The organism is Tranquillimonas rosea (assembly GCF_900111315.1).
In the GTDB taxonomy this organism is placed as follows: Bacteria; Pseudomonadota; Alphaproteobacteria; order Rhodobacterales; family Rhodobacteraceae; genus Tranquillimonas; species Tranquillimonas rosea.
On record NZ_FOGU01000004.1, the window covers coordinates 365,613 to 390,605 of the forward strand.

The window sequence follows — 24,993 nt, forward strand, 5'->3', positions numbered from 1 at the left end:
ACGGCGGTGCAGTCCGCGGCTCAGACCAGTTCGCCGGCCAGCGAGTTCGGCGCGCTCTCGACGATTCTCACGCGGCGAAGGTCACCCTTGGCGATCTCTGGGTCGGTGACGTGCACGGCGTGGAGATACTCGGACTTGCCGGTCATCTGGCCGGGCATCCGCCCCGCCCGCTCGAACAGGACCTTCACCTCCTGCCCCACCATCGCGTCCTGGATCTCGCGCTGCTGCCGGTTCAGCAGGGCCTGCAGCCGCTGCAGCCGGTCGTCCGCCTCGGCGGCGGGGACCGTCGCCCGCTCAGCCGCCGGCGTGCCCGGCCGGGCCGAGTACTTGAAGGAATAGCATTGTCCGTACCGGACCTCCTCGACCAGGGCCATGGTCGCGGCGAAATCCTCTTCGGTCTCGCCGGGAAAGCCGACGATGAAATCCCCAGACAGCAACAGGTCCGGCCGCGCGGCCCTCAGCCGCTCGATCAGGCGGACATAGCTCTCGGCGGTATGCTTGCGGTTCATCGCCTTCAGCACACGGTCGCTGCCCGCCTGCACGGGGAGGTGCAGATAGGGCATCAGCTTCTCGACCTCGCCATGCGCGGCGATCAGGTCGTCGTCCATGTCGTTGGGATGCGAGGTGGTGAACCGGATGCGGTCCAGCCCGTCGATCCCGGCCAGATCCCGGATCAGCCCGGCCAACCCGCCGTCATGTCCGTGATAGGCGTTCACGTTCTGCCCGAGCAGCGTGATCTCGCGCACGCCGCGCTCGACGAGGTCGCGCGCCTCGGTCATCACCTGCGCCGCCGGGCGGCTGACCTCGGCACCGCGGGTATAGGGAACGACGCAGAACGCGCAGAACTTGTCACAGCCCTCCTGCACCGTCAGGAAGGCCGTAGGCCCCCGCGCGGTCTTGGGGCGCGACTTCAGCGCGGCGAACTTGTCCTCCTCGGGAAAGTCTGTGTCGAGCGCCTTGGTCCCGCCGCCCGAGGCTTCGGCCAGCGCGGGCAGCCGGTGATAGCTCTGCGGTCCCACCACCATGTCGACCATCGGCTGACGGCGCACGATCTCCTCGCCCTCGGCCTGGGCGACGCATCCGGCCACGCCGATCTTGAGGTCCGGCTTGGCGGCCTTCAGCCCCTTGAATCGCCCCAGCTCGGAATAGACCTTCTCGGCCGCCTTCTCGCGGATGTGGCAGGTGTTCAGCAGGATCATGTCCGCATCGTCGGGGCTGTCCGTCTGCACGTAGCCCTGCCCGCCCATGGCCTCGGCCATGCGCTCGCTGTCATAGACGTTCATCTGACAGCCATAGGTCTTGATGTAGAGCTTCTTCGCCTCGGCCATGTCGGCGCCTCTCGCATCCGGGTGGGAACGAGCGCGGCTTCTACCGTGCGCGCGCCCGTTCCGCAACGCTTGCGGCCGCGCCGCATTTGCCGGACCTTGCCGGCCGAGCCGCGCCCGACCCCGGAGACCGCCCCATGCGCCACGCCTCTCTCGACGACTTCCTGCGCGCGCCCCGGGCACGGACGGTGCGCGGTCCCGTGGCCCTGATCTTCGCCGAGGATCCGGTCGAGATCGACAGCACAGTGCGCCACCACGCTGCCATCGGCTTTGCCGCGATCCTGCTCTTCGCGCCCCCCGCCTTCGACCTGCCGCGTCCCCTGGAAGAGAACGTCCACCGGATCGACCACGACACCACGACGCCCGGCAGCGTGGAACACGCAGTCGCGACCGTCTCGGACGCGCTGCCCGGCCTCTGGATGTACTACTGCTACAATGCCGAGTATCTCTTCCATCCCTTCGCCGAGAACCGCAGCGTGGGCGAGATGCTGGCCTTTCATGCCGAGGAACGCCGGGACGCGATGCTGACCTACGTGATCGACCTCTATGCCGGCGACCTCGCCGCCGCGCCCGACGCCGTCTCGCTCGAGGATGCGTATCTCGACCGGTCGGGATACTACGCCCTCGCCCGCCCCGATCCTGCCACTCCCGGCCACCCGGCCGAGCGCCAGCTCGACTTCTTCGGCGGCCTGCGCTGGCGCTTCGAAGAGCACATCCCCCGCCGCAAGCGCAAGATCGACCGCATCGGCCTCTTCCGGACACGGCGTGGCCTGCGGCTGGGATCGGACCACACCTTCAACGAGCCGGAATACAACACCTATTCCTGTCCATGGCACCACAACCTCACGGCGGCGATCTGCTCGTTCCGTACGGCCAAGGCCCTGCGGCTCAACCCCGGCAGCCGCGCCGCCGCCCATCGCTTCACCTGGCACAATTCCGTGCCCTTCGAATGGCGATCGCAACAGCTCATGGACCTCGGCCTGATGGAGCCGGGCCAGTGGTTCTGACCCCCCCTTCTTCTGCCGTCCAAATTTCCCGGGGGTGAATTGCGGCGCAGCCGCAGGAGGGGGCAGCGCCCCTTTCCCAGCCGTTGATTGTCACGTTCTTCCGGTGGGTTATCCGCGAGGGGCGACCCAGACGCAATCCGGGCTCACGGCCACCTTCCGGGCGACGGCCCGTTCGGGCAAGGTCTCGCCGGACACCTGAAGGTAGCTTCCCCGGACCCGGCAAGAGACGCGGCTCTCGACGGGGAGGGACCGCTGCGGACATTGAGTGGCCCGTCCGGCGCCAGACCCGCGACATGCCACCAATCCGGACCGCCCGCCTCTCCGTCGAAGAGGTTCGGCAAAGGGCTGGGCGCCCCCGCCGATCCCGATAGAGAGTGTGACCGCCGCGCTTTCGCCCCGGCGGGCGGCGTTGCGCGTCAGGTGGACCCGAACATCCCAACCGCCCGTGGCCGGAAGGACATCGTCGGAGAGGTTTCACTCGACCGAGCCGATGTGGATGGCGGTGGGCACACCGGCGGGCGTGAGGGTGAAATAGACGGAAGGCTTGCCTGTGGTCGTCGCGACCACCACCCCCTGCCCCGCCCGCGAGCACCTCGTCGCTGCTCCGGTCGCTGACCTGCCCTGTCGAGGCGCGCGGCGCGAAGGACCATCGAGGGTGTCACCCGTCCCGCTACTCTGCCGCCTCCGGCGTCGTCGCGGCATCCGCCTCCGCCGGTGGCTGCGCGAGGGCGTCGGCGGTCTCCTCGAAGGGAATCGTGTAATACGGCGCGCGGGACCAGCCGATGTCCGGCGCAGTGCCGGGCGCATCTAGGAAGGCCGCGGCGATGTCCCCGGCGCAGCGGTCGAAGCTGCGCGCGGCGCCAGGTTCTCGGAGAAGCACTCGTCGGCATAGATTTCGAGCGCCACCCGATCGGTTCCCGCCAGTGGCACGAGGGTGAGCTGGACGAGATCCCGGATCACCTCGGCCTGGAGGGTCGCCCGCACCCAGACTGGCCTCTAGCTCGCCGATCACGAGATCGACCCAATCCTCGCTGAGGGTCGACGGGGCCTCCCGCTCTTCCTCCGCCGGGGCGGCCCGTGCGAGCAACAGGTCGATTGCCGGCGCGAGGAACATGTCGGCGGCGGCGATGACATCCTCAGCCGTGACGGGTGCGACGATCTACGCCTCCGGCTCCGCCGGACCTCGCCGGAGCAGATCGGGCAGCCGATCGGTATCGCGGGCCTCGGCGGCCTCGATGACCTGCGGCAGGGCCGCCGCATGGCCGCCCCGTGCCGCGGCGTTGTTGAAGAGGCCGAAGCTCGCGAAGAATGCCGGATCGATCCGCTCCACCAGGCCGAAGCGCGCCCGCAACGCGTCGTTCGCGACCAGCGGCGGATCAAAGACCAGCGGCTCTTCGGTCAGGGCCTCCAGCAGGTCGATGAACCGCTGTCGCAGGTTCGGGAAGGCCGCCCCGCAGAAGCCATCCGCCGCGCATTCGCAGAAGATCGTGTCGTAGTGCTCCTGGATCTTGGCCGTGGTCAGCGCGGTGCGAGGCGCATCACCGCCAGCTCGAGGATCCGCCCTTCCGGCGCGTCGTGGTCTTCCGGCACCGGCCTGTCGGCGCGACCGGAGGCCGGTCGCCCGCGGGGGGCTCCCGAAACGACTACCCTCGAGAGGACCCGTTAGCTGGTCGCGGCCGTGTCGCAAGTTGTCCGACCGCTTCGGTGAGTTCTTCCAGCCCCTTGAGCGAGACACCGCGCTGCGGAAAGGGGATCTCGATCCCGGCTTCGGTCAGGCTTGCGTAGATGTCGAAGAGCAGGTCCGAGCGGACTGTGAGGACCGTCTCGATGTCGCGCAGGAAGCACCGCAGCTCGAACTCGAGCTGGCTGTCGCCGAGCCCGGTGAAGAGCACGACCGGCTCCGGGTGGTGCAGAACCTCGGGACGCCGTGCGGCCGCCTCGGTAAGGATCTTGCGAACCTGCTGCACGTCGCTGCCGTAGGCGACGCCGATCGGCAGGATCAGCCGCCCTTCGTGCGAGGTGAGCGTCATGTTCTTGACCACCCCGGCGATCAGGTCGGAGTTGGGCACGATCACGTCGAAGCGGTCGAAGGTCTCGATCCGCGTGGACCGGACGGCGATCTTGCGCACGTAGCCGGAGTAGCCAGAGACCTCGATCCAGTCGCCTTCCTTCACCGGCCGTTCGATGAGCAGGATGATCCCGGAGACGAAGTTGGAGACGATGTTCTGCAAGCCGAAGCCGATGCCCACCGAGAGGGCTCCGAACACCACGGCGAGGCTCGCCAGGCTGATGCCCGCCGTGGACAGGGCGATCACCGCAGCAAGCGTGATGCCGAGGTAGCCCACGCCGGTCACGATCGAGGATCGCACCCCACGGTCCATGTGCGAGCGGCGCAGAATGGACTGACCCAGCACGCGCTGGAGCCAGCGGGTCACCAGAAGTCCGATGAAGAACACCCCCGCGAGCAGGGCCACGGACGTCAGCGAGAGCTGCGCCTCACCGATCTGGATTCCCGCCGAGACGAGGCGCCAGGCCTCGCTCAGATCGCTCCTACGGGCGCCCCAGATCAGTGCCAACAGCGGCAGGGCCGCGAGGATGAGCAAAAGGCTCACGAAGAACGGGATCAGGACGGCCGCCTCTTCCTCGTTCGGCGCCACGGGACCGAAAAGGTCGGCCAGCACGCCCGTGACGAGCGCCCGAAGAAACAGCATGATTCCCACCAGCGCCACGGTCTGAACGCTGGGCTCGAGCGCGTAGCGCGCCAGATCGACGTACCCGGCGACTGCGAAGAGCCCGGCCAGCACGGCTGTCGCCTGGAGGAGCCGGGCGAAGAGCATCCGGAGGTCAGCGCCGACCTCTCCGTCCGAATCCTCCCCGCCAAGATCGCGCAGGAATGTCCCCAGCCAGACCATCGGAAAGAGTCCGGTCAGGACAACCATTAGCGCGAGGACCGAGCCGCCCGCAGAGGACAGTGAATACTGCTCTTCCGCTCCTTCCAGGAGCGCTTCGAGCGCGAGATGCAGGCCCAGAAGCAGGCTGAGGACATAGCCGCGCCGCGCGAGCGCGTCCCCGATGCTGAACGTCCGCAGGTCCGGACGCAGCGGGGCGAAGAGGACATGACCGAGCACATGGGCCGCTGCGAGGCTGAAGACCGCTCCGGCCACGCCGCTGACCATCGGAAGGGACTCTGGAAACCGTAGTATGAGGAACGTCGGCGCGAGGGAGATCAGCAGCAGCCCCGTCGCCGGGATGAGCAGTCGCAGCACCAGCGTCAGCGCCGCGAGGAGGCGGCGGCGCAGGCGGCTGCCGGCCTTGCGCCGCGCCCGCACGAGCACCCCCGTCACAAGCGGCTCCGCCGCGAAGATGATCAGAACAGCGGCACCGAAGATCGCCACTCCCAGCGGCCAGGCGGCCCCAGTCACTCCCGAACTCGGCGCGGCGCGTGGGGCAACCGGCGAGTCTTGCAGCGTCCCGATGTCCGCCCTCAGGCTTTCCCAGGAGCTCGGCAGCAGCGGTGATGGGCTCCGCGTCAGCAGGCGCTCCGCGCTCTGCTCCCGCAGGCGCGCATCCAGTTCGTCGATGAGCAGATCCGCCCGCCTGTAGGCGGCCCTGGCGTCGATGACCGGGGCGTTGGCCTCTGAAAGAGCCGCCTGCAGTTCGGCTCTCCGGTCGGCCAGGGGCTCAGGCTCGCGCTTCCCCGCTTCCGGTGGTGGCCCCAGCTCGTCGAGCTGTGCCTCGAGCGTGAGCGCCCGGACCGATCCACGCTCGGCCTGCTCCAGCGCGGCCGCCCTCTGCTCGGCGAGCGCGTCGCGCAGTTCTTCGAGACGGGCAATTTCGGCGGCCTCCTGACCGAGTAGCTCCTCGGCCTGGTCCGCCGTGCGCCTCCAATCAGAAGTGTCGTCCAGAACCTCCTGAGCCGGAGATGACAGCCCTATCAGGCAGATCACGAGGACCATCAGGGCACCGGACCAGCGGCCGGTAGAGAGCTTGCCAGTCACCGGCGCATCCTTCTCCTGTCGGCGCTCGTGTCACCAAAGTAAACTTTACCCGCCTTCAAGAACGATCAGCGGAAGGTGGCGCCCGAAATCCTTGCCTTACGAAGCCCTGCAGAACATGGGGCGTCAAGTTGCGTCGTCTTGGACTACGCCTCGTGACGCATGGTCTGGACCACCATGTCGATGGACGCCCTGCTGCGCTGACGCAACGAAGACCGCGCAAGGGCAGCGAATGGCACGAAGGTCCTGCTCGGCCGACCTCGAAACCATCACGCCGGTATCTTCTCCAAGATTGTGGCCACCGGTCGTCAGTAAGCCATAGACCTTGGGAAAGAACGTTGTTCACCGAGATTCTACGCCGGTGCCGCGGTGACCACGCTCCGTGCCCGGAAGCCCGCGGCCAAAAGCGCAAGGGCGGCAAAGCATAGCGCGGCCGGCTCTGCACCGGGGCCTGCCATCAGAAGCCCGAAGACCGGAGCGCCTGCGGTCTGCCCCACGGCGATCGTGAGGAAACCGACCATGAGCCCGGTTGCGGGACGGGCCGGCAGCGCGTGGATGCCCCAGACGAGATAAACCCCGGTCAACATCACGTAGGCCGCACCGAAGAGCGCGCCGCTGACAAGGGCGAGGGCCGGCGATGCGATGCCGGAGCCGAGCGCGACGATGCTGGCGGCCATCAGCCCCAGGAACGCCCGGTGGACGCGGTCGAGACCAAGCCGGGTCACAAGCGTGCCGGCCCAGGCTCCGGCAATGCCGCCAGCGCCGATGCAGGTCCACAGGATACCGGTTCCGGTCGGCCCCCAGCCCAGGTGCTGCGACACGAGCTGACCGCCGAAGGACCACAGCGCCGTACTCGCCGCCCCCATAAGGAACGACGCCGAAATCAGGCGCATCACCGGCCCGGACATGGGAGGCAGGCCGCCCGCCCCTTCGCCGCCGCGGGAAGCGGGCAGCGAAACTGCCGCGGCGATCGCAAGCACCACCGCGACGGCGGCGAACGCGCCGAAGGCCAGCCGCCACTGCCCGGCAATGGCCAGCGCGATCGGTCCCGAGAGGGCCACGCCCGCGCTCGTCCCGGAATTGATGACGGTGTTCGTGAGATCCTGACGACTCTTGCGAACCGCGGCTGCCACTGCGGCGGCCATGGGCGGGGAGGCAAGCCCCGTGCTCGACCCGGCGACCACCACGGCGGCGGCCAGGATAAGCGGCGACGGCGCGAGCGCGATCCCCGCCATCCCGACCCCAGCGACGACGGCGGCCCCGACGGTGACCGCCCGTGCGCCGAACCGCTCGGTCAATGCGGCCGAGGCGACGATCGCGATGCAGTATCCGGCGAAGGAACCGCCAGAGATGATACCGCTGAGCGATGGACCGAGGTCCAGATCGCCATCGATCTGCGGCAGGAACAATCCGAAGGCGAAGCGCGCGAACCCGTAGCAGATCGCGATCAGGCAGAAGCCCACGGTCCCGATGCGAAGGGCGGGACTCATGATCGCGCCCTCTCGACCAGGATGGCTGCCGCCGTGCGCGCTGCGGACACGGCCTCGGCGCCCCGGTAGACCGCGGCATGGGTCGCGCCCTCGAACAGGACCAGCACCTGTTCGGTCAGTGCCGGATCGGCATGACCCAGATCGGCGGCGATGACATCACCCAGCCGACGGTGGAACGCCGCCTTGTGGGTCGCGACGGCCTCGGCGATCTCGGGCGTATCGCCGCCCGTCTCGGCGTTGGAGCGAAGGAAAAGACAGCCGCGCGTGCCCTCCACCCGCACCCAGTCCTCCAGGGCGGCGAAGAGCGCGTCGACGCTCTGCACCTCGATCCGGGCCATGAAGCGGCGGTCACGCTCGGTCAGCACCCGCGCCATGAGTTGCGCCTTGCTGCCCGCGTGCTTGTAGAGTGTTCGGCTCGACATGCCCGCGGCCTCGGTCAGTCGATCCATTCCGGTGGCCATGTAGCCGTGCCGGTCGAAGAGCTGCTCGGCAGCAGCGGTCAGTTTGGTCGTCGTGTCCATGGGCGCGGTCTCCTGCGGTCTCGACCAGAGATGTAAAACGTTCGTTTTACATTGCAAGAGGAACGATAGTGGCGGCCGGACGGGCCCCCGCCTCTCCACAGGTGCGCGCCAGGTGAGACCGGGACGCAGAAAAATCCGCAGGCGGCCCCAGCGCACGTCGCCCGCGGTGCCGGCGCAATCAGCCGGATTCGGTGGAATGGTCGCTACGGATCACGCGTCTCGGACGCAGGAACGGGCGGGATCGGCGTCGCGCCGAGGAGACGTCTGCAACACCCTCTGAAACCGGCCTCGAAAGGACCGCAACTAACGGCCGGGCAGTGCCCCTGCCCTCCGCGCGTTCAGCGCCGGCGCAGCCGGATCACGACATCGACGGCCGAGATCTCGGCCCCCTCCGGCGCCTCGGGCAGCCGGCTGATCTCCAGCTCGTCCGCCGGCGCGTCGGTCAGGGTCGCGGTGTCTTCCCAGAAGAAGTGTGGGTGGTCGTCCATGCGGGTGTCGAAATAGCTCTTCGACCCGTCGACGGTCACTTCCTGCATCAGACCCGCGTCGCAGAACGCCCTGAGCGTGTTGTAGACCGTCGCCAGCGACACGGTTTCGCCCGCCGAGCGGCTGGCCACGTGGAGGCTCTCTGCCGTCACGTGGCGGTTCTGTCCGTCGCCGACCAGCAGCGCCGCCAGCGACACGCGCTGTCGTGTCGGGCGCAGTTCGGCCCGCGCCAGCCATTCGGTCCCACGTTCGATCGCTTCCGGTGTCATCGCTCGCCTTCTTGCCGCTGTCCCTGATATAAATACGAAGAGGCCCGGTTTTCAATCTCTTCCCCGCCGATCGCCGACAGCCGCACTTGCCAGTCGGCGCGCGCCGGTGCTAGGGATCGCCCGGATTAGGTTCAGGAAGGATCGACAACGCGCAGATGGCCGATTATCCGACGCACTTCGACAAGGACGCGCTTCTCGCCTGTGCACGGGGCGAACTGTTCGGACCCGGCAATGCGCAGCTGCCCGAACCGCCGATGCTGATGATGGACCGGATCACCGATGTCAGCGGTGACCGGGGCGCAAACGGCAAGGGCCACATAGTAGCCGAGCTCGATATCGACCCCGAGTTGTGGTTCTTCGCCTGCCACTTCCCCGGCAACCCGGTGATGCCCGGCTGCCTGATGGTAGACGGGCTGTGGCAGCTGACCGGGTTCAACCTCGGCTGGCGCGGCTGGCAGGGCCAGGGTTTCGCCTTGGGGGCCGGAGAGGTGAAACTCTCGGGCATGGTGCGTCCCGACCGCACCCGCGTCACCTACCACGTGGATTTCACCCGCGTCATCGAGCGCCGCCTGAAGATGGGCGTCGCCGACGGGCGGGTCGAGGCCGACGGCGAGACCGTCTGCCAGATCAAGGACATGAAAGTCGGCCTCGCAACCGCCGGCTGATTTGAGCGTCGCAAGGGGGACTGCGCATATGCGCCGCGTCGTCGTCACCGGACTGGGAATCGTCTCGTCCATCGGAAACAACGCCCAAGAGGTCACGGCCGCGCTGAAGGCTGGCCAGTCTGGCATCTCCGCATCCGAGGAGATGGCGGAACACGGCTTCCGCAGCCGGGTCAGCGGCGCGCTCGACATCGACGTGACCGAGCATATCGACAAGCGCGCCCTGCGCTTCATGGGTCCGGGCGCCGCCTATGCCCATATCGCGATGCAGCAGGCGATCGCGGATTCCGGCCTCGACGAGGCCGAGATCTCGCACCCGCGCACCGGGCTTGTCGCGGGGTCGGGCGGGCCGTCCACCTCGAACCTGCTGGCCGCGCACCAGATCGTGCTGGAAAAGGGCTCGCCCAAGCGCGTCGGTCCGCTGATGGTGCCGCGGGGCATGTCCTCGACCGTCAGCGCGAACCTCTCGACCGCGTTCCGGATCAAGGGAATCAACTACTCGATCACCTCGGCCTGCTCTACCTCGCTGCACTGCATCGGCAACGCGGCCGAGCAGATCCAGATGGGCAAGCAGGACGTGATGTTCGCCGGCGGCGGAGAAGAGCTCGACTGGACGTTGTCGTGCCTGTTCGACGCGATGGGCGCGATGTCCTCGAAGTACAACGACAGCCCCGAGAAGGCGTCCCGTGCGTTCGACGCCGGCCGCGACGGGTTCGTCATCTCGGGCGGCGGCGGGATGGTGGTTCTCGAAGAGCTCGAGCGCGCGAAGGCCCGCGGCGCCACGATCTATGCCGAGGTCACGGGATATGCCGCGACGTCCGACGGGCATGACATGGTGGCGCCGTCAGGGGAAGGTGGCGAGCGGGCGATGAATCTTGCCCTGCAGACTCTACCCACCGACCGAAAGGTCGGGTATATCAACGCACACGGCACGTCGACGCCCGTCGGCGACGTGGGCGAGGTCGAGGCCGTGCGCCGCGTCTTCGGTGAGGGCACCACGCCCCCCGTCAGCTCGACCAAGTCGATGACCGGTCACAGCCAGGGCGCCGCCGGGGCGCAGGAGGCGATCTACTGCCTGCTGATGCTGCGCGACGATTTCATCGCGCCGTCGATCAACGTGGAGACGCTCGACCCAGAGCTCGTGCCAGAGGAAATCGCCACCCAGCGGGTCGACGATGCCGGCCTCGACACGGTGATGACCAATTCCTTCGGCTTCGGCGGCACGAACGGCTCGATGCTGCTGAGCAGGTATCATGGATGAGTTCCGATGGCTGACCTTCTGACCGGAAAACGCGGACTGATCATGGGGGTCGCGAACGACCGCTCGATCGCCTGGGGCATCGCCAGCGCGATGGCCGCGGAAGGTGCGGAACTGGCCTTCACCTATCAGAACGAGTCACTGCTGAAGCGGGTCAAGCCGCTGGCCGAAAGCGTTGGCTCCGACCTTCTCGTCGAGTGCGACGTGAGCGATGACGCGTCGATGGACGCGGCCTTTGCCAAGCTCGGCGAGGAATGGGGCAGGCTCGACTTCGTCGTCCACGCCATCGCCTATTCCGACCGGTCCGAGCTTACGGGGCGTTTCATCAACACGACGCGGGCGAACTTCCGACATTCGCTGTCGATCAGCTGCTACAGCTTCATCGACGTCGCCCGCCGTGCATCGGAGCTGATGCCCGAGGGCGGCACGCTGCTGACGCTGACCTACCAGGGGTCGAACAAGGTCACGCCGTTCTACAATGTCATGGGCGTGGCCAAGGCGGCGCTGGAAAGCTCGGTGCGCTATCTCGCGAACGATCTCGGCCCAGACGGCATCCGGGTGAACGCCATCTCGCCCGGCCCGATGAAGACCCTTGCCGGCGCCGCGATCGGGGGCGCCCGCAAGACGTTCAAGCACACCGACCTCAACGCACCGATGCGCCACAACGCGACGCTCGCGTCGGTTGGCGGCACGGCTGTCTACCTTGCCTCGGACCACGGCAACTGCACGACGGGCGAGATCATCCACGTCGACGGCGGCTACCACGTTTTGGGTATGCCCCAACCGGACAACATCTGAGTTTTACCGAGACTTATCCACAGGCCGGCGACATTCCGGCCTGCACGGTGTTGCGTCGGTGTGCCCGCCCTGCCCTCACCTTGCGGACCGACCGGCCCGAGACGGGCACGTGCGATGCGGCTGATCCGGCAGGCTGCAAATACTGAGTTTGGCCAATCCGCTCCGACAGGCGACGCACGTTGACATCGGTCGCCGCCGGTCCCCCCGCCGCTCGCCGCGCCTCGCCCGGATATTGCGCCGGGCCTCGCATTTCACCACCCGCTTTCCGTGGCGTCGCGCGTTGTCCACACTCCTGCGCCATATACGCCTTTGGGCGTAGTCTCGGCGCGGCGTCTGCCGGCTCTGACGGCGACTCATCCACCGGCACGAGGCCGCGCCCGGGGCCTGGACCGCGCCGCGCCGTACCCTTGGCGTGCATCACCCCGAACGCTCCGGCCCGGATGATGCACAGCACCGCGCCACGCCTGCCTTTTCTCGCTCCGGAAAGCGGCAGACCGCTGATTTTGCACCGCTCCGGCCCTTTTAACGGCTCGGGCAGGCCCCTATAAGGACGCACGGTCGCGGGGATGGAGTCGCCTGGCGCCCGAAAGGGGAATTGGGGATTTACGCAATGGCGAGTTTAGCAGGCCTGTTTTCGTCCGACATGGCGATCGACCTCGGTACGGCGAACACGCTTGTCTACGTCAAGGGCCGGGGCATTATACTCAATGAGCCCTCGGTGGTCGCATACCACGTCAAGGACGGTCGCAAGCAGGTGCTCGCCGTGGGTGAGGACGCCAAGCTGATGCTGGGGCGGACGCCCGGCTCGATCATGGCGATCCGGCCGATGCGCGAAGGCGTGATCGCCGACTTCGACGTGGCCGAGGAGATGATCAAGCACTTCATCCGGAAAGTGCACAAGCGGACCACCTTTTCGAAGCCGAAGATCATCGTCTGCGTCCCCCACGGCGCGACCCCAGTTGAAAAGCGTGCCATCCGCCAGTCCGTGCTGTCCGCCGGCGCCCGCCGCGCCGGCCTGATCGCCGAGCCGATCGCGGCCGCCATCGGGGCGGGCATGCCGATCACCGATCCGACCGGCAACATGGTCGTCGACATCGGCGGCGGCACCACCGAGGTCGCGGTCCTATCGCTGGGCGACATCGTCTATGCCCGCAGCGTCCGGGTCGGCGGCGACCGGATGGACGAGGCCATCGTCAGCTACCTGCGCCGCCAGCAGAACCTGCTGATCGGCGAATCCACAGCCGAGCGCATAAAGACCTCGATAGGCACCAGCCGTATGCCCGACGACGGGCGCGGCGCGGCGCTGCAGATCCGGGGGCGTGACCTGCTCAACGGCGTGCCCAAGGAGACCGAGATCAACCAGGCCCAGGTGGCCGAGGCGCTCTCGGAACCGGTGCAGGCGATCTGCGAGGCGGTGATGATCGCGCTCGAGGCGACGCCACCGGATCTGGCCGCCGACATCGTCGACCGCGGCGTGATGCTGACGGGCGGCGGCGCGCTTCTGGGCGATCTGGACCTGGCCCTGCGCGAACAGACCGGCCTGGCCGTTTCGGTGGCCGACGAGTCGCTCAATTGTGTGGCTCTGGGGACCGGCAAGGCGCTGGAGTATGAAAAGCAGCTGCGCCACGTTATAGACTACGACAGCTGACCGCCGCCGGACCTCGCGGCCGGAATGCGCGATGCGAGGCAGCATGGCACGAGACAGGAACACCACCGAGACCTATGTCCGTCCCGTCAGGCGCGTCCTGGTGGGCACGGTCGTGATCTGCCTGCTCGCGATCTTCGTGCTCTGGCGGATCGACAGCCCGCGGGCCGAGCGTGTCCGCGCCGCGATCATCGACCGCGTCGTGCCCTCGTTCGACTGGGCGCTGATGCCGGTCACCAAGGTCGCGGACATGGTCGGCGACTTCCAGAGCTATGCCCGCATCTACGAGCAGAACCAGGAGCTGCGGCGCGAACTTCAGCAGATGAAGGCGTGGAAGGAAGCCGCGCTCCAGCTCGAACAGGAGAACGCCAAGCTCCTGGACCTCAACAACGTGCGTCTCGACCCTTCGCTCACCTACGTGACCGGCGTGGTCCTGGCCGACTCGGGCTCGCCCTTCCGGCAGTCGGTCCTGCTCAACGTCGGCAGCCGCGACGGCATCCGCGACGGCTGGGCCACGACCGACGGGCTGGGTCTCGTGGGCCGGATCTCGGGCGTGGGACGCAATTCCTCGCGGGTGATCCTGCTGACCGACAGCAACAGCCGGATCCCCGTGATGATCCAGCCCTCGGGACAGCGTGCGATCCTGGCCGGCGACAATTCCCCGCAGCCGCCACTCGACTTCCTGGAATCCCCCGAGGCGCTGCGCCCCGGCGACAGGGTCGTCAGCTCGGGCGACGGCAAGGTGTTTCCCGCCGGGCTGCTGGTCGGACAGGTGGTGATCGGTCCCGACCGCCGACCGCGCGTCCGCCTTGCCGCGGATTACGAGCGGCTGGAGTTCCTGCGCGTGCTGCGCTCGCCCGAGAAGGAGCGGATCGAGGATGCCGGCGGGCTCGTGGCCCCGACCATGCCCCCCGGTCCCGCCGAGATGGCGGCCGAGGAGGGCACCGATGGGTGACGCCGTCTCGACCCAGCGCCTGGTCTACCAGTGCCTGTTCGCCGCGGTCGCGGCGCTACTGATCTTCGTGCAGATTCTTCCCTTCCGCATCGGCGCGCGCAACGTGCCCGGCCCCGACCTGATCGTTCTGCTGTGTTTCGCCTGGGTGCTGCGCCGCCCCGACTACGTGCCGATGCTGCTGGTCGCCGCCGTCGTCTTTGCCGCCGACCTGCTGCTGCTGCGTCCGCCGGGGCTATGGGCTGCGCTGACGGTGCTGGGCCTTGAATTCCTGCGCTCGCGCGAGCAGTTCTCGAGGGACCTTCCGTTTCTCCTGGAATGGGCGATGGTCGCCGGCGTGCTCGCCGCGATGACGCTTGCCCGCAGTCTGTTGATGGCCATAGCCTTTCTCGATCAGCCGCCAATCATGCTGTATGTCATGCAGATGACCGTCTCGATCCTCAGCTACCCCATCGCGGTGCTCGTCTCGCGCCACGTGCTTGGCGTGGGAAAGGTCGCACCGGGTGAAGTCGACGCGTTGGGACACCGCCTATGAAGCGCTCGCCAAAGGATACCGCCACCTCGGCCCGCCGCATCGGCCGCCGCGCGCTTGTCGTGGGCGGCCTTCAGGCCGGTGTGGTCGGCATGCTGGGCTGGCGCATGCGGCAGATGCAGGTGGAACAGGCCGACCAGTTCCGCCTGCTCGCCGAAGAGAACCGCATCAACATGCGGCTCATCGCCCCTGCCCGCGGGCTCATCTACGACCGCAACGGTCGCATCTTGGCGGAGAACGCGCAGAACTACCGCATCGTGATCGTCCGCGAGGATGCCGGCGACGTCGACCAGACCATCGCCAAGCTCAAGCAGCTGATCTATCTCGACGAGGGCGAGCTCGAGCGCGCCCTGCGTGAGATGGAGCGGCGCAGCCCCTTCGTGCCGGTGACGCTTTCGGACCAGCGCGCCTGGGACGACATCGCGACCGTCGCGGTCAACGCCCCCGCCCTGCCCGGCATCACGCCCGATGTCGGCCTGACGCGCAACTATCCCCTGGGCCCCGACTTCGCCCACGTGGTCGGCTATGTCGGCCCCGTCAGCGACTATGACCTCGAGAAGAACCCCGATCCCGACCCCCTCTTGCAGATCCCGAAGTTCCAGATCGGCAAGACCGGCGTCGAGGCCAAGCAGGAACACCGCTTGCGCGGCGAGGCCGGCAGCAAGCGGATCGAGGTGAACGCCGCCGGCCGCGTCATGCGCGAGCTCGGCCGCGACGAGGGCATCCCCGGCGCCGACCTGCAGCTGACCGTCGACCAGGGGCTGCAGAACTTCGTCCAGGCCCGCCTGGAGCTTGGTCTCTCGGCGTCGGCGGTAGTGATGAACCCGCAGAACGGCGACCTGCTGGCCATCGGCTCGGCGCCCTCCTTCGATCCGAACAAGTTCGTGCGCGGCATCTCCAGCGCCGATTACGGCGAGCTGACCGGCAACAAGTACCGGCCGCTCGCCAACAAGGCGGTCCAGGGCGCGTATCCGCCGGGCTCCACCTTCAAGATGATGGTCACGATGGCCGCACTCGAAGCCGGCGAAATCCGCCCCGACGAGACGATCTGGTGCGGCGGCTACACCAAGCTCGGGCGCCGTCGCTTTCATTGCTGGAAACGCGGCGGGCACGGCCACGTCAACCTCAAGGAAAGCCTGCAGCAGAGCTGCGACGTCTACTATTACGAACTCGCGCAGCGGGTGGGCATCGACAGGATCGCCGAGACCGCGCGAAAGTTCGGCTTCGGCCAGCACTTCGACCTGCCGATGTCGGCGGTGTCCTCGGGCGTGATGCCCGACAAGAATTGGAAGATGGAAAGCTATGGCCAGTCGTGGCGGGTGGGCGACTCGCTCAACGCCGCCATCGGCCAGGGCTACGTGCTGGCCACGCCGCTGCAATTGGCCGTCATGTGCGCCCGCCTGTCCACCGGCACCGCGATCGAGCCGCGCCTGATCAAGTCCGTCGACGGGGTCGAGACCGAGATCCGCGGCGGCGAACCGCTGGGCTTCGACCAGGCCAACCTCGATCTCGTGCGCGGCGGCATGTACGCCGTCTCGAACACGCTCCGGGGCACCGGCTACCGCTCGCGGATCGATGTCGACGGCAAGCTCATGGCGGGCAAGAGCGGTACCAGCCAGGTCCGCAGCGTCGTCGTCCGCAACGAGGACGTCCCCTGGGAAGAGCGCGACCACGCCCTCTTCGTCTGCTACGCCCCGTACGAGGCCCCCGAGGTCGCCGTGGGCGTCGTCGTGGAACACGGCGGCGGCGGCTCGTCGGCGGCGGCCCCGGTGGCCCGCGACATCCTGCTCTATGCCCTGCACGGCGGGCTGCCCCCGCTCGAATCCTACCCGTCCTCGCAGCGCCAGATGATCAAGGAACTGCACGACAAGCTGCCGCTCCGCCGCGAGATGGCCGGCCCGGAGCGCTCGCGCGCATGAGCTACCTCGAATACAACGTCAAGACGGTCCCGGCCGGCTTTCGCAAGGTCCTCTATCTCAACTGGCCGCTCGTGATCCTGCTGACGGCGGTGGCGTCGGTCGGTTTCCTGATGCTCTACTCGGTGGCCGGCGGCGACATATCGCAATGGGCCGAACCGCAGATGAAGCGCTTCGCCCTGGGCCTGGCGCTGATGTTCGCCGTGGCGATGGTGCCGATCTGGTTCTGGCGCAACATGGCCGGCCTGGCCTACACGATCTCGCTGCTGCTGCTCGTATATGTCGAGTTCTTCGGCGTCACGGGCATGGGCGCTCAGCGCTGGATCGACCTTGGCTTCATGCGCCTGCAGCCCTCCGAGCTGATGAAGATCACGCTGGTGATGATCCTCGCCGCCTACTACGACTGGCTCGACGTCAAGAAGACCTCGCGCCCGCTTTGGGTGCTGGTGCCGCTGATCCTGATCATGATGCCGACGTTCCTCGTGCTGAACCAGCCCGACCTCGGCACCGCGATCCTGCTGGTCGCCGGCGGCGGCGCGATGATGTTCCTCGCCGGCGTCTCGCTGTGGTACTTCGCGGTGGTGATCGCCGGCGGCATCGGCCTCGTCAGCGCGGTCTTCAGCTCGCGCGGGACCGACTGGCAGCTTCTCAAGGACTACCAGTTCCGCCGCATCGACACCTTCCTCGACCCCGCCTCCGATCCGCTCGGCGCGGGCTATCACATCACCCAGTCCAAGATCGCGCTCGGCTCGGGCGGCTGGACGGGCCGCGGCTTCATGCAGGGCACCCAGAGCCGTCTAAACTTCCTGCCCGAAAAGCACACCGACTTCATCTTCACCACGCTGGCCGAGGAATTCGGCTTCGTCGGCGCCGTCTCGCTCCTGTCGCTCTACGCACTGATCGTGATCTTCTGCATCGTCTCGGCGGTCAACAACCGCGACCGCTTCGGGTCGCTGCTGACGCTGGGGATCGGTGCCACCTTCTTTCTCTTCTTCGCCGTCAACATGTCGATGGTGATGGGCCTCGCCCCGGTCGTGGGCGTGCCGCTGCCGCTGGTCAGTTACGGCGGTTCGGCGATGATCGTGCTGATGGGCGCGTTCGGGCTCGCACAATCGGCACATGTCCACAGACCGAGAGGCCGATGACCACAACCCTGCTCTTCGCATCCCCGCCGCTCTGGCCCGCCTACGAGGCCCCCCTTCGCCGCGCCCTGGACGAGGCCGGGCTCGGCGACGCCGCGCTCGTCACCGAGGCCGAACCCGAGGCGGTCGACTACATCATCTACGCGCCGAATTCCGACGTGAAGGATTTCTCCGTCTTCCCCAACCTCAAGGCCGTGCTGAACCTCTGGGCCGGCGTCGAGGGCGTTGTCGGGAACGAGACGCTGACCGTCCCGCTCACGCGGATGGTCGACAGCGGCCTGACCGAGGGCATGGTCGAATGGGTGACGGGCCACGTTCTGCGCCACCACCTCGGGATCGACGCCAACCTCGCCGCGCAGGACGGCACGTGGTCCAAGTCCGTCCCGCCGCTCGCCCGCGACCGCGCGGTCGGCGTCCTCGGCCTCGGGCAACTCGGCGCGGCCTGCGCCCGTGCGCTCGCCGGGCTGAACTTCGACGTCGCCGGATGGAGCCGCAGCCCCAAGACCATCGACGGGATCGCATGCCATCACGGCGACAGCGGGCTCGACGCCGTCCTCGCCCGGTCCGAGATCCTCGTCCTGCTCCTGCCGCTCACCGACGAGACCGACAGCCTGATGAACGCGGCGCGCCTGTCGCGCCTGCCGCAGGGGGCCGTCCTCGTCAATCCGGGCCGTGGGCAGCTGATTGACGACGCGGCCCTGATCGACGCGCTCGACGGCGGACGCCTCGCCCACGCGACGCTCGATGTCTTCCGCACCGAGCCCCTGCCGCCCGAGCACCAGTTCTGGGCGCACCCGAAGGTGACCGTCACCCCCCACATCGCGTCCGAGACCCGCCCCGCCAGCGCCAGCCGGGCCATCGCAGCAAATATCGCGCGCGCCGAACGCGGTGAGCCACTCCATCATGTCGTGGACCGCGACGCGGGATACTGACACCGCTTCTTCTGTCCGGAAATATCCCCGCCGGAGGCACCGCGGCGCCCGGAGGGCGGCGCAAACATCATGTGCGCCGCCAGGCGCGCGCTCAGCGCAGGCGCGGCGGCGCGTCGGGATCGCTGCCCGGCGCCGCGGGCGACGCGGCGGCCTCGGGCTGCGGCAGGTCGTAGCGCAGTCCGACCCGCGCGAGCCGCGCGGCGATCGCGTCTGTGCCCTCGAAGAAGGCCACGTCAAGAGCGCCGGCCTCGAGCCCCGAGAAGACCAGCGCCTCGTTGACCGCCCGCGCAAGCGCCGGGCCGGCGCCGGGCAGCGCATCGATGAAGGCCAGCAGGTGCCCCTTGCCGCCGTCGTCGTAGCGCACCCCGACGAGGTAGGCGCTCCGGGCGCGGCCGGCAGCGGTGGAGAGCTTGGTATCGAGCGAGCCGAACAGCGCCTCGGGAAGGTTGCCCGGCGGCGTCAGTTCCGACACCCGCGCCTCCACGCGCTCCGGCCCCGTTCCCACCATCTCGGCCATCCAGCTCACCGCGTCCGGTCCCAGCAGCATCGCCGAGGGCGCGGCGTCGGGGTTCAGCGCCAGACCGGCGCCCTGCCCCGCCAGCATCTCCACGACAGCGCGGCCCGACAGGGCGGCATAGGGCACGGGTCGTTCGGCGAAGGCCGCCAGGCGGTCCGGCATGTCGAACACGGCGACGAAGGACTGACCGTCCACGTCGAACGTCTCGGGGTCCAGCGTCTCGCCCTCGGGTTCGGCGGCCAGCAAAAGGAACAGTTCGGCGTCCACCAGCCGCTCGTAGAAGCGCAGCCGCGCCGTCTCGTCCGACCGGTCGGCCTCCATCGCGGCATGCGCGGTGTCGATCGGGGTTTCGCTCATGACAGCACCTCGGCGACGCGGGCCCGCAGCACGGGCAGGAGTTCGGCTTCGAACCAGGGGTTCTTCTTCAGCCACGCCGTATTGCGCCACGACGGATGAGGCAAGGGAAAGACCTCGGGCGCGTGATCGCGCCAACTGGCGACGGTCTCGGTCACGCCGCCCCTGGTGCCCAGGTGCCATTTCTGCGCATAGCCGCCGATCAGGATCGTCAGCCGGATCGTGTCCAGCTCCTTGAGGATCGGATCGCGCCAGGTCTCGGCGCAGACCTTGGGCGGCGGCAGGTCGGACCCCTTCGCGTCGTAGCCGGGAAAGCAGAACGCCATCGGCACGATCGCCACGCGCGAGCGGTCGTAGAACGTCTCCTCGTCGATCCCGAGCCACGACCGCAGGCGCGTGCCCGAGGCGTCCCAGAACGGCGTGTTCGCCCGGTGGACCTTCATCCCCGGCGCCTGGCTTGCGATGAGCACGCGGGCGCCGGGCCGGAACCACACGACAGGGTTCGGCGCATGGCCGGTCGCGGTGGCGGCAAAGCGTTCGGCGCAGATGCGGCAGCCGCGCAGGGTGTCGATCAGGTCCTCCATCGCGGGCGACGTAGTCCCGCGCCACCGGCCCAGCAAGAGGCCCGCCGCCCCTCGTCACGGATTGCCGGCGCCGCGCAGGTGGACTACCCCGAGGGTGACCGAGACTCCCGCGAGGTTTCGCCATTCGCCGCGTCCTGCACTTCCTGACCCGCCATTCCCTTCTGCTCGTCATCGGGGCGGTGGCGGGACTTGTCTGGGCCAATCTCGACCCCGGCAGCTATGCCCGCGTGATCCATGCGCCTCTGTCCTTCAACGGCTGGATCGGCCGGGACTACGCGCATTGGGCGGCCGCCTACGGGCCTGCGCACGAAAGCTTCCAGATCGGCGACGTGCGCTGGGTCCTGACCCCGCACTACCTCATCAACGACCTCGCCATGGCGCTGTTCTTCGCCTTTGCCGGCAAGGAGGTGTGGGAGGCGGTGAGCCTGCCCAACGGCTCGCTCCGCGGCCGCAAGGCAGCGACGCCGCTGGTGGCGACGGCGGGCGGCGTCGTCGGGCCGGCCGCAATCTACCTGTTGCTCGCCGCCCTGGTCGGAGGCGGCGCCTTCGAAAGCCTGGCCGGTGGCTGGGCCGTTCCCACGGCGACGGACATCGCGTTCTCGTACCTGCTCGGACGGATGATCTTCGGCGAGCGTCACCCGGCCCTGCGCTTCCTTCTCCTCCTTGCAATCGCGGACGACGCGGCGGGCCTCGCCATCCTCGCCGTCTTCTACCCGTCCGAGGAACTCGCGCTGCACTGGCTGCTGCTGTCGGGCGCCGCGGCCTTCGGCTCCTACGCGATCTTCAACTGGCTGCCCCGGCGGCTCGACGGGAACGATCCGCTGGGCCCGCGCGCCACGGCGACGCGGCTGAGGTTCGGCCTGTGGCCCTACATGCTGGCCGGCGCGCTCAGCTGGTACGGATTCGCCCGCAGCGGGCTCCACCCCGCCCTGGCACTGTTGCCGATCATCCCCGCCATTCCGCAGGCCGAGCGCGAACTCGGTCTGTTTCACGAAGCGGAACAATATCTGGGCGACCTCCTGAACCGGCTGGGGCGTCGCCTGCGCACGCCGGTCGAGGTCATCCTGATGCTGTTCGGCCTGGCCAATGCCGGGATCGACCTCGCCGCGCCATCCACCGCGACGGCCCTCGTCCTTGCCGGGCTGCTGCTGGGCAAACCGCTGGGCATCGCGGCCGCCGGGTGGCTGGCGGCCCGCCCGCTCGGGCTCGGGCTGCCCCCCGGCATGCGCCTTAGGGATCTGCCGGTGCTGGGCAGCACGGCGGCCGTGGGATTTACCGTGTCGCTCTTCATCGCCGGGATCGCGTTTCCGCCGGGCGCGGTGCAGGAGGCGGCAAAGATGGGCGCGCTTCTGAGCTTCCTTGCCGTGCCGGGCGCGATTCTGCTGGCAAGGCTGTGTCGTGTCAGGAAACAGACGGGCGCTGCCTCCCCCACGTCACAATCTCGCACAGGGCATTGATTTTCCCCGATTATCCGAACCATAATCCTGCCAAGAACGGCTGTTAGACACTTCTTCATCCGGACGCGCGCAGGCTCCGGCGGCAGACGGCAGCCATGCGTCGGGAAGGGCGCCGGAGCGGATGATCGAGTTCAACACGGTTAGCAAGTCCTTCTGGACCGGCACCCAGCGAAAGGTGATCCTCGACCGCGCCTCGTTCCGCGTCGAGCTGGGCCATTCCATGGGCATCCTTGCCCCGAACGGCACCGGAAAGACCACCGTCATCAACATGATGGCCGGGCTCGAGAAACCCGACGAGGGCGAGATCCGCCGCACCTGCCGCGTGTCGTTTCCGCTGGGGTTCATGGGCGGCGTCATCAATCGCCTTTCAGCCACCGAGAACTGCCGCTTCATCGCCCGCCTCTACGGCATCGACCCCGACTACATGGAGGCGTTCTGCCGGTGGCTCTGCGGGCTCGAGGAATACTTCGACATGCCCGTCGGCACCTATTCGGCGGGGATGCGCGCGCGGCTGAGCTTCGCGATGCTGCTGGCGCTGGATTTCGACATCTACCTGATTGACGAGGGCATGCCCTCGACCACGGATGTCGCGTTCAACCGCAAGGCCGGCAGCCTTCTGCGCGAACGGCTCGAGGAGGCCACGATCGTCGTCGTGTCGCACCAGGCGGAAACGCTGGAGAAGTTCTGCAAGTCGGCCGCGGTCCTGATGGATGGCCGCCTGACGGTGTTCGACACCCTTGAGGAAGCGAAACGGCTTTATGACTACGAAACCCAAAGCTAGGAAATTTCGCATCCGACGCAGCAGTCCGCTGATCGCGGGCGAACGCCCGGAATCCCAGGCGGACACCGCGCCCGCCGCTGACGCCGCCCCGGCGGACAAGGCCGCGCCCACCGTTCCGGGGGGCGGAACGGACACGCCACGCGCCGGCTCGCTGCGGGAGCGGCGCGAAGCGCACGGCACAGGGCCCGTCCCCTCGCCCGCCCAGGACGCGCGGGTTGCCAGCCCGACGCAGGTTTCGGCCGAGTCCGAGATCGAGAGGATCCGCAAGGAGGGCCTGACCGGCCGCCAGCTCCGCATGGCCCGCCGGCTCGCCCAGAAGCACGGGATCGTGCCCAGCTCGGACCTCGACGCGGTGCGGCAGCTTCGCACACGGGGCATTGATCCGTTCGAGCGCGAGACGATGCTGCAGCTGGTCCTGCCCGAGGACGGGAAGGAGCCCGACCCGAACCTGCCCCAGAAGGTCGAGCGCCCGAGGGTTCCGGCACCTGAGACGCCGCGCCGGACCGTCCCCGCCCGGCAGGACGACAAGGTCGAGATGCGCCGAAGCCGTGCGCAGGAGATCAGCGACATCCAGCGCGACATCGCCCGCCGGCGCCGCCGCAAGCTTTCGCTGCTGGCCGTCCGGCTGGCGGTCTTCATCGGCCTTCCGACACTGGTGGCGGGCTATTACTACCACGTCGTCGCGACCCCGATGTACGGCACCCATACAGAGTTCCTGATCCAGAAGGCCGACAACGCCTCGGCCTCGGCCGGCGGGATGGGCGGTCTGCTGTCCGGCACCAGCTATGCCACCAGCCAGGATTCGATTGCCGTCCAGTCCTACCTGCAATCGCGCGACGCCATGATCCGGCTCGACCGCGACGTCGGGTTCAAGAGCCACTTCTCGCAGGACTGGATCGACCCGATCCAGCGCCTGCCCGAGACCGCCTCGAACGAAAAGGCCTACGATCTCTACCAGGACAACGTCGAGATCGGCTACGACCCGAGCGAAGGCATCATCAAGATGGACGTCGTCGCCGCCGACCCTGAGGTCAGCGCCGAATGGTCGCGGCAGCTGGTGAGCTATGCCGAGCAGGAGGTCGACAGCCTCACCCAGCGGCTCAGGGCCGACCAGATGGCCGGCGCCGAGGCAAGCTTTCAGGACGCCGAGACCAAGATGGAGACCGCCCAGACCCGCGTCCTGGAACTGCAGGAGCAGCTCGGCGTGCTCGACCCCGCCTCAGAACAGGGCGGGCTGATGAGCCAGATCACCACGTTCGAGACCCAGCTTGCCGAGAAGCGCCTGCAGTTGCAGCAGCTTCTCGACAACCGAAGCCCGAACGAGGCGCGCGTCGCCGGTGTGCGTGGCGACATCAGCCGGCTGCAGGACCTGATCTCGAACCTGCGCGGACAGCTGACCCGGACCGGCGGACAGGAATCCCTCGCCTCGATTTCGGGACAGTTGCGCATGGCCGAGACCGACCTTCAGACCCGGACCATGATGATGCAGCAGGCCCTGCAACAGCTCGAGACCGCGCGGATCGAGGCGAACCGCCAGTCGCGCTACCTCTCGATGGGCGTGCGCCCCGTCCCGCCGGACGAGCCCACCTATCCGCGGGCCTTCGAGAACACGCTGCTGGCCTTGCTGATCTTCTCGGGCCTCTACCTGATGGTCTCCCTGACCGCGTCGATCCTGCGCGAACAGGTCTCCGCCTGACCCGGCCGCGGGCGGCCCCGCCCGCGGTCCGCGCCGAAGCTCACCCGCCTCGCATTTTCGCCGATTTTTTGCCGCCGGAGCCCTTGCACCCACCGAACGCCAACATTAGAACGCCGCTCACTGTTGGGGTGTAGCCAAGTGGTAAGGCAGCGGTTTTTGGTACCGTGTACCGTAGGTTCGAATCCTACCACCCCAGCCACGCCAGTTTTTCCATTTATTATTCGACACTTAGCAGTGATCGCCGACACTGTACGTAACAGCGGTCGGTAACATACCATAAGCGCTGCCGCGGACATGCCGACAGTCGAGAATCGGTTGGGTGTCACAGTTGAAAGCTTGAGGTGTCGCGGGTCACTAAGTGTCTTTAGCCCTGAGGGCGGCACTGGCTGATCGCGCACCACGACTGAGGTGCTCCCCATTTCTTGGACAGGAACTGGCGGTTTCTAAGCTACTCTCCGGGTCTCCTGGTCGGTTTGCATGATCGTCGTGCCGGTGCGGTAGACCATGTCCGGCGGCCGTCCGTGGAGGGCGGCGTGAGGCCGCCGGTGATTGTAGAAGTCGAACCAGGTCCGCAGCCCCGCGCGCGCCTGCGATCCTGTCTCCCAGGCGTGCAGGTAGACGCATTCGTATTTGAGGCTGCGCCAGAGCCGTTCGATGAAGATATTGTCGAGGAA

At 67.9% G+C, this 24,993-nt stretch carries 23 protein-coding genes and 1 tRNA gene; 14 read left to right on the top strand and 10 right to left on the bottom strand.

Annotated elements, in window-relative coordinates; translation table 11 throughout:
• Positions 1 to 20: 20 nt before the first annotated feature.
• Positions 21 to 1,328 (bottom strand): tRNA (N6-isopentenyl adenosine(37)-C2)-methylthiotransferase MiaB, encoded by a 1,308-nt coding sequence (miaB, locus tag BMZ25_RS09040; protein ID WP_092692327.1) that lies wholly within the window; start codon positions 1,326 to 1,328, stop codon positions 21 to 23.
• A gap of 134 nt (positions 1,329 to 1,462) precedes the next feature.
• Here miaB and BMZ25_RS09045 point away from each other — a divergent pair, with 134 nt between their 5' ends.
• On the top strand, positions 1,463 to 2,332 hold the full coding sequence (locus tag BMZ25_RS09045; RefSeq protein WP_092692330.1) for a hypothetical protein: 870 nt from the start codon (positions 1,463 to 1,465) through the stop codon (positions 2,330 to 2,332).
• Positions 2,333 to 3,139: 807 nt separating this feature from the next.
• Here BMZ25_RS09045 and BMZ25_RS20825 read toward each other — a convergent pair.
• The 6 genes from BMZ25_RS20825 to irr form a co-directional block, all read right to left on the bottom strand.
• A complete protein-coding gene (locus BMZ25_RS20825) occupies positions 3,140 to 3,316 on the bottom strand; it encodes a hypothetical protein (protein ID WP_177190428.1) in 177 nt (58 codons plus the stop codon).
• Positions 3,317 to 3,491: 175 nt separating this feature from the next.
• On the bottom strand, positions 3,492 to 4,019 hold the full coding sequence (locus BMZ25_RS09055) for a hypothetical protein (RefSeq protein ID WP_092692339.1): 528 nt from the start codon (positions 4,017 to 4,019) through the stop codon (positions 3,492 to 3,494).
• A complete protein-coding gene (locus BMZ25_RS09060) occupies positions 3,976 to 6,330 on the bottom strand; it encodes a DUF3772 domain-containing protein (protein ID WP_092692344.1) in 2,355 nt (784 codons plus the stop codon). The genes BMZ25_RS09055 and BMZ25_RS09060 overlap by 44 nt, the downstream gene beginning before the upstream one ends.
• Positions 6,331 to 6,680: 350 nt before the next feature.
• Positions 6,681 to 7,817 carry an MFS transporter gene (locus BMZ25_RS09065; RefSeq protein WP_092692348.1) on the bottom strand — a complete coding sequence of 379 codons (1,137 nt, stop codon included), beginning with the start codon at positions 7,815 to 7,817 and terminating at the stop codon, positions 6,681 to 6,683.
• The gene (locus BMZ25_RS09070; protein ID WP_092692351.1) at positions 7,814 to 8,338 is read right to left on the bottom strand and encodes a TetR/AcrR family transcriptional regulator; all 525 of its coding nucleotides are present in this window, start codon (positions 8,336 to 8,338) and stop codon (positions 7,814 to 7,816) included. The genes BMZ25_RS09065 and BMZ25_RS09070 overlap by 4 nt, the downstream gene beginning before the upstream one ends.
• 338 nt (positions 8,339 to 8,676) lie before the next feature.
• Positions 8,677 to 9,093 (bottom strand): Fur family transcriptional regulator Irr, encoded by a 417-nt coding sequence (gene irr / locus BMZ25_RS09075; RefSeq protein ID WP_092692356.1) that lies wholly within the window; start codon positions 9,091 to 9,093, stop codon positions 8,677 to 8,679.
• A 155-nt stretch (positions 9,094 to 9,248) separates the two neighbouring features.
• Between irr and fabA the strand changes: the two genes are divergently transcribed.
• The 9 genes from fabA to BMZ25_RS09120 all read left to right on the top strand — a co-directional run bounded on the left by fabA (position 9,249) and on the right by BMZ25_RS09120 (position 18,930).
• Positions 9,249 to 9,758, top strand: a complete 510-nt coding sequence (gene fabA / locus BMZ25_RS09080) for a bifunctional 3-hydroxydecanoyl-ACP dehydratase/trans-2-decenoyl-ACP isomerase (protein ID WP_092692359.1) — start codon at positions 9,249 to 9,251, stop codon at positions 9,756 to 9,758.
• Positions 9,759 to 9,786: 28 nt separating this feature from the next.
• Entirely contained in the window at positions 9,787 to 11,016 is a 1,230-nt protein-coding gene (gene fabB / locus BMZ25_RS09085; protein ID WP_092692362.1) for a beta-ketoacyl-ACP synthase I, read from the top strand.
• Positions 11,017 to 11,022: 6 nt separating this feature from the next.
• Positions 11,023 to 11,811: an enoyl-ACP reductase FabI gene (locus BMZ25_RS09090; RefSeq protein WP_092692365.1), complete on the top strand. Its 789-nt coding sequence runs from the start codon at positions 11,023 to 11,025 to the stop codon at positions 11,809 to 11,811.
• Positions 11,812 to 12,421: 610 nt separating this feature from the next.
• Positions 12,422 to 13,459, top strand: a complete 1,038-nt coding sequence (locus BMZ25_RS09095; protein WP_092692374.1) for a rod shape-determining protein — start codon at positions 12,422 to 12,424, stop codon at positions 13,457 to 13,459.
• A gap of 43 nt (positions 13,460 to 13,502) precedes the next feature.
• The gene (gene mreC / locus BMZ25_RS09100) at positions 13,503 to 14,411 is read left to right on the top strand and encodes a rod shape-determining protein MreC (RefSeq protein WP_092692502.1); all 909 of its coding nucleotides are present in this window, start codon (positions 13,503 to 13,505) and stop codon (positions 14,409 to 14,411) included.
• Positions 14,404 to 14,943: a hypothetical protein gene (locus BMZ25_RS09105; protein WP_092692382.1), complete on the top strand. Its 540-nt coding sequence runs from the start codon at positions 14,404 to 14,406 to the stop codon at positions 14,941 to 14,943. The genes mreC and BMZ25_RS09105 overlap by 8 nt, the downstream gene beginning before the upstream one ends.
• Positions 14,940 to 16,859, top strand: a complete 1,920-nt coding sequence (gene mrdA / locus BMZ25_RS09110; RefSeq protein ID WP_092692385.1) for a penicillin-binding protein 2 — start codon at positions 14,940 to 14,942, stop codon at positions 16,857 to 16,859. The genes BMZ25_RS09105 and mrdA overlap by 4 nt, the downstream gene beginning before the upstream one ends.
• Positions 16,856 to 18,001, top strand: coding sequence for a rod shape-determining protein RodA (gene rodA, locus BMZ25_RS09115; protein ID WP_092692388.1), 1,146 nt, complete (start codon positions 16,856 to 16,858; stop codon positions 17,999 to 18,001). The genes mrdA and rodA overlap by 4 nt, the downstream gene beginning before the upstream one ends.
• The gene (locus BMZ25_RS09120; RefSeq protein WP_092692391.1) at positions 17,998 to 18,930 is read left to right on the top strand and encodes a 2-hydroxyacid dehydrogenase; all 933 of its coding nucleotides are present in this window, start codon (positions 17,998 to 18,000) and stop codon (positions 18,928 to 18,930) included. The genes rodA and BMZ25_RS09120 overlap by 4 nt, the downstream gene beginning before the upstream one ends.
• Positions 18,931 to 19,021: 91 nt before the next feature.
• On the opposite strand, the gene BMZ25_RS09125 is transcribed toward BMZ25_RS09120, so the two are convergent.
• Both BMZ25_RS09125 and BMZ25_RS09130 read right to left on the bottom strand, forming a co-directional pair.
• Positions 19,022 to 19,804 (bottom strand): SseB family protein, encoded by a 783-nt coding sequence (locus BMZ25_RS09125; protein ID WP_092692396.1) that lies wholly within the window; start codon positions 19,802 to 19,804, stop codon positions 19,022 to 19,024.
• Positions 19,801 to 20,385, bottom strand: a complete 585-nt coding sequence (locus tag BMZ25_RS09130) for a uracil-DNA glycosylase family protein (protein WP_092692400.1) — start codon at positions 20,383 to 20,385, stop codon at positions 19,801 to 19,803. The genes BMZ25_RS09125 and BMZ25_RS09130 overlap by 4 nt, the downstream gene beginning before the upstream one ends.
• A 143-nt stretch (positions 20,386 to 20,528) precedes the next feature.
• Here BMZ25_RS09130 and BMZ25_RS09135 point away from each other — a divergent pair, with 143 nt between their 5' ends.
• The 4 genes from BMZ25_RS09135 to BMZ25_RS09150 all read left to right on the top strand — a co-directional run bounded on the left by BMZ25_RS09135 (position 20,529) and on the right by BMZ25_RS09150 (position 24,518).
• Positions 20,529 to 21,842 carry a Na+/H+ antiporter NhaA gene (locus tag BMZ25_RS09135; protein WP_328586847.1) on the top strand — a complete coding sequence of 438 codons (1,314 nt, stop codon included), beginning with the start codon at positions 20,529 to 20,531 and terminating at the stop codon, positions 21,840 to 21,842.
• Between the two features lie 121 nt (positions 21,843 to 21,963).
• Complete coding sequence (locus BMZ25_RS09140; protein WP_092692412.1) at positions 21,964 to 22,623, top strand: ABC transporter ATP-binding protein; 660 nt, start codon at positions 21,964 to 21,966, stop codon at positions 22,621 to 22,623.
• The gene (locus BMZ25_RS09145) at positions 22,601 to 24,319 is read left to right on the top strand and encodes a KpsE/RkpR family capsule polysaccharide export protein (protein WP_092692416.1); all 1,719 of its coding nucleotides are present in this window, start codon (positions 22,601 to 22,603) and stop codon (positions 24,317 to 24,319) included. The genes BMZ25_RS09140 and BMZ25_RS09145 overlap by 23 nt, the downstream gene beginning before the upstream one ends.
• Positions 24,320 to 24,443: 124 nt before the next feature.
• Positions 24,444 to 24,518, top strand: a tRNA-Gln gene (locus tag BMZ25_RS09150).
• Positions 24,519 to 24,762: 244 nt separating this feature from the next.
• On the opposite strand, the gene BMZ25_RS09155 is transcribed toward BMZ25_RS09150, so the two are convergent.
• Positions 24,763 to 24,993 (bottom strand): integrase core domain-containing protein (locus BMZ25_RS09155; RefSeq protein ID WP_235859827.1); only part of this gene is annotated, 231 nt, incomplete at its 5' end.

Bases quoted from the DNA above. Each gene is read 5' to 3' on its own strand.
- BMZ25_RS09070 (WP_092692351.1), bottom strand. From the start codon at position 8,338: ATGGACACGACGACCAAACTGACCGCTGCTGCCGAGCAGCTCTTCGAC.
- fabB (WP_092692362.1), top strand. From the start codon at position 9,787: ATGCGCCGCGTCGTCGTCACCGGACTGGGAATCGTCTCGTCCATCGGA.
- rodA (WP_092692388.1), top strand. From the start codon at position 16,856: ATGAGCTACCTCGAATACAACGTCAAGACGGTCCCGGCCGGCTTTCGC.
- BMZ25_RS09140 (WP_092692412.1), top strand. From the start codon at position 21,964: ATGATCGAGTTCAACACGGTTAGCAAGTCCTTCTGGACCGGCACCCAG.
- mrdA (WP_092692385.1), top strand. From the start codon at position 14,940: ATGAAGCGCTCGCCAAAGGATACCGCCACCTCGGCCCGCCGCATCGGC.
- BMZ25_RS09065 (WP_092692348.1), bottom strand. From the start codon at position 7,817: ATGAGTCCCGCCCTTCGCATCGGGACCGTGGGCTTCTGCCTGATCGCG.
- miaB (WP_092692327.1), bottom strand. From the start codon at position 1,328: ATGGCCGAGGCGAAGAAGCTCTACATCAAGACCTATGGCTGTCAGATG.
- BMZ25_RS09120 (WP_092692391.1), top strand. From the start codon at position 17,998: ATGACCACAACCCTGCTCTTCGCATCCCCGCCGCTCTGGCCCGCCTAC.
- irr (WP_092692356.1), bottom strand. From the start codon at position 9,093: ATGACACCGGAAGCGATCGAACGTGGGACCGAATGGCTGGCGCGGGCC.
- BMZ25_RS09145 (WP_092692416.1), top strand. From the start codon at position 22,601: ATGACTACGAAACCCAAAGCTAGGAAATTTCGCATCCGACGCAGCAGT.
- BMZ25_RS09095 (WP_092692374.1), top strand. From the start codon at position 12,422: ATGGCGAGTTTAGCAGGCCTGTTTTCGTCCGACATGGCGATCGACCTC.
- BMZ25_RS09125 (WP_092692396.1), bottom strand. From the start codon at position 19,804: ATGAGCGAAACCCCGATCGACACCGCGCATGCCGCGATGGAGGCCGAC.
- BMZ25_RS09090 (WP_092692365.1), top strand. From the start codon at position 11,023: ATGGCTGACCTTCTGACCGGAAAACGCGGACTGATCATGGGGGTCGCG.
- BMZ25_RS09105 (WP_092692382.1), top strand. From the start codon at position 14,404: ATGGGTGACGCCGTCTCGACCCAGCGCCTGGTCTACCAGTGCCTGTTC.
- BMZ25_RS09045 (WP_092692330.1), top strand. From the start codon at position 1,463: ATGCGCCACGCCTCTCTCGACGACTTCCTGCGCGCGCCCCGGGCACGG.
- mreC (WP_092692502.1), top strand. From the start codon at position 13,503: ATGGCACGAGACAGGAACACCACCGAGACCTATGTCCGTCCCGTCAGG.
- BMZ25_RS09130 (WP_092692400.1), bottom strand. From the start codon at position 20,385: ATGGAGGACCTGATCGACACCCTGCGCGGCTGCCGCATCTGCGCCGAA.
- fabA (WP_092692359.1), top strand. From the start codon at position 9,249: ATGGCCGATTATCCGACGCACTTCGACAAGGACGCGCTTCTCGCCTGT.